2 protein-coding genes and 1 pseudogene are annotated in these 2,991 nt (G+C 35.1%); 1 reads left to right on the top strand and 2 read right to left on the bottom strand.

Annotation, left to right across the window (positions count from 1 at the left end):
* Nucleotides 1–75: 75 nt before the first annotated feature.
* Both CXF74_RS20865 and CXF74_RS20860 read right to left on the bottom strand, forming a co-directional pair.
* The gene (locus CXF74_RS20865) at nt 76–1,182 is read right to left on the bottom strand and encodes a hypothetical protein (RefSeq protein ID WP_101084501.1); all 1,107 of its coding nucleotides are present in this window, start codon (nt 1,180–1,182) and stop codon (nt 76–78) included.
* A gap of 170 nt (nt 1,183–1,352) precedes the next feature.
* Entirely contained in the window at nt 1,353–2,459 is a 1,107-nt protein-coding gene (locus CXF74_RS20860; protein WP_101084500.1) for a hypothetical protein, read from the bottom strand.
* A 253-nt stretch (nt 2,460–2,712) separates the two neighbouring features.
* Between CXF74_RS20860 and CXF74_RS20855 the strand changes: the two are divergent.
* Nucleotides 2,713–2,811: pseudogene (locus tag CXF74_RS20855) on the top strand (IS6 family transposase); the annotation flags it as partial.
* Nucleotides 2,812–2,991: the final 180 nt, after the last annotated feature.

Genomic DNA, 2,991 nt, shown 5'->3' with positions numbered 1-2,991 from the left:
GATATATACCCTCCTATCTAATAAAAATAGCTTAGTTTATTTCTCTACTAAGCTAATAAAGCTTCTATTTTTCCATTAATAACTTACAGATAGATCATCATCATCATCACCAATTCCAAATCTTAGTTTAAACTGATGCTCCGTTCCGTAATCATCAATTAAAGTAACCGAGTTACTTAATCGATCTGCATCAGGAGATGAAGATATATTTTTCGTTCCTGAATAATTGATGCAAGGATCTGGCTGTATTGAACTATACTCACAAAAATAATCACCATCCATGTAACTTGCTCTATGAATTTGATGTGACAAATATGTACTTAGTAACGATGGAGACTGGCTGACTGGTGCTATGGAATAGTTTCCAATAGTGTTAGACACCTCATTAATCATTTCTACCGTGGTGACTTCACCTGCGTCATAAGCCCAAACACCAATCCAACTTGATATTGCTTCTAAATATTGAGTATCTTTTAATATAAGGTGAGAAGAATGACCATCTACTCGTATAACCGAATTTGTTTCTGGTATAGCACCTGAACTGTATTTAATTTCCCTAAAATTAGCATTCATATCCTTAGTATGAAGTTCATATACGAAAGCTCTATGATGTTTAGTGTCTCTAAATTCGTTCTTTACTAATTCAAATTCAATCGTTGGGGTACTTAGGGCCGTAATTGGTACACTTGATATATGGTCACCGAGACATGTTGTTTTTGCAATTGTCTCTCCATTACTTTGTCTGCCAGAAACAACGGCGCAAACTTCTATGCTACTCGCTATATTGTTTGCTTTACTTAAATATCTAACTGCATTTTTCGGAGCCCAATTAGAAGGAAAAAATTGGTATTCTTCTGCTTGAGAGCTACTGGTAATAATCTCATGTAGGTAGCCATTAGAGTGTTGACTTACTTCCCATAGCTGCTCTTCTTGAAGAGGTATCATTGTATATGCATCGCATAAAGTAACACTATCAAGTGAAAATCCAACACTCACCTCATAATCTACTTTAACTTGTGCCTGCATAACACTATTTGCATAAATATTACCATTCCCTAACATTGATATTTTTGGTGTATTAAGCTCTTGTATTGGGCCATCGGGAATGATGTCGTAACACTGCTCATTGGCAAATACGCCTCCAGAGGTGAGAATAGATAACGTAATTATAGTTTTTTTCATTATTATACCGTCTTATGTTTAGTATGATATATGGGCATTCGCGTATTAATTCTAATATAAACAATATTTAATAATGTGAATTTCGTTATCTTTATTATTCAATACATCTACCAGAACTAATAAGACCTCAATAGGCTTCTCTATTAAGTACTTTCTTTATCTATTAAACCCTAGTGAGCGATAAACAGAACATCATTATCATCACCAACTCCAAATCTCAGTTTAAACTTATGTATCGTACCGTAGTTATCGATTAGAGTTACTTTAGACGTTAGAATATCTGAATTAGGATAGTTAAATTGGACAGCACCTGAATAGTTAATACAACGGTCCCCATCTAAATGACTTGAAGTGCATAAAAAATCATCATGCATATATTCACCCTTATGAATCTGGTGTAGTAAATATGTACTGACTAAAGAATTTGAAGGGCTTGTTGGCGCGATTGAATAAGAACCAACAGTATGAGAAAACTCATTGATCATTTCAACAGTCGTTGTTTTCTTTACTTCATAAGCCCAAACACCAATCCAAGCTGAAATTTTCTCAGAATGCTGAGTATCACGTAAAATAAGGTAATCAGAATTAGCTTGCACACGTATAATTGAACTATCGGAAGGTACAGTACCCCTTTCGTATTTAATCTCTCTCATATCCACATCGATATTTTTAGTATGAAGCTCATATACGAAAGCTCTATGATATTTAGAGTCTCGAAATTTATTCTTTACTAATTCAAATTCAATCGTTGGAGTATTTAGGGCAGTAATTGGTACACTTGATATATGATCACCGAGACATGTTGTTTTTGCAATTATCTCTCCATTATTTTGTCTGCCAGAAACAACAGCGCAAACTTCTATGCTACTCGCTATATCGTTTGCTTTACTTAAATATCTAACTGCATTTTTCGGAGCCCAATCAGAAGGAAAAATTTGCTCTTCTGGTACTTGAGAGCTATTGGTATGAATCTCATGTAGGTAGCCATTAGAATGCTCACTCACTTCCCACTGCTGCTCTTCTTGAAGAGGTTTCATTGTATATGCATCGCATAGGGTAACACTATCAAATGAAAATCCAGTGCTTGCCTCATAATTAACTTTAACCTGTGCTTGCATAACACCATTCGCATAAATATCGCCATTCCCCAACATTGATATGTTTGGTGCATTAAGTTCTTGCATCGGGCCATCGGGAATAATGTCGTAACACTGCTCATTGGAAAAAGCGCCTCTAGAAATGATAAGAAGACCCAGTGTAATAATATATTTTTTCATTATGATACCTTTCTAATTACAAAAAAAACAGTACGCCGTATTGATCGATATAATATAACATACCATTAGTAGGTGATGAAGGGTATAATTTTAATAACGTGACAATTATGGGTTAATGTAATGAACCATCCCACCCAATAACGCTCCAATCAAGGATTGAAATAAGTGGTATTCTGGGGGCAAAGAAGGGGTTGTTGCAAAAATGTAGTATCGGCTCAAAATTCCTTTTTTTTCCATCTAATTTTTTGACTCAATGACTAACCCAGACTTCAAATGGAAACACTTCGTACCAGAAATTATACTTTGGTGCTTACGCTCATATGGTTCTATACTCACGAGTTACGCAAACCTGTAAAATAGGACATCCCTTTCTCGCAAACCTGTAAAATAGGACATCCCTTTCTTGATTCGGCGACAGTATCCCTGTAGTAAAACAGGACATCCCTTTCTTGATTCGGCGATATTAATCAAAAATAGATTTCTGAAATAGATAACAACAAACGAAATGCCTGTTTATTCTCTAAAAATATTG

It is taken from the genome of Psychromonas sp. Urea-02u-13 (assembly GCF_002835995.1).
Taxonomy (GTDB): domain Bacteria; phylum Pseudomonadota; class Gammaproteobacteria; order Enterobacterales; family Psychromonadaceae; genus Psychromonas.
Note: the sequence above shows the minus strand (reverse complement) of the source record. Positions and strands in the feature narration are given on the sequence as shown.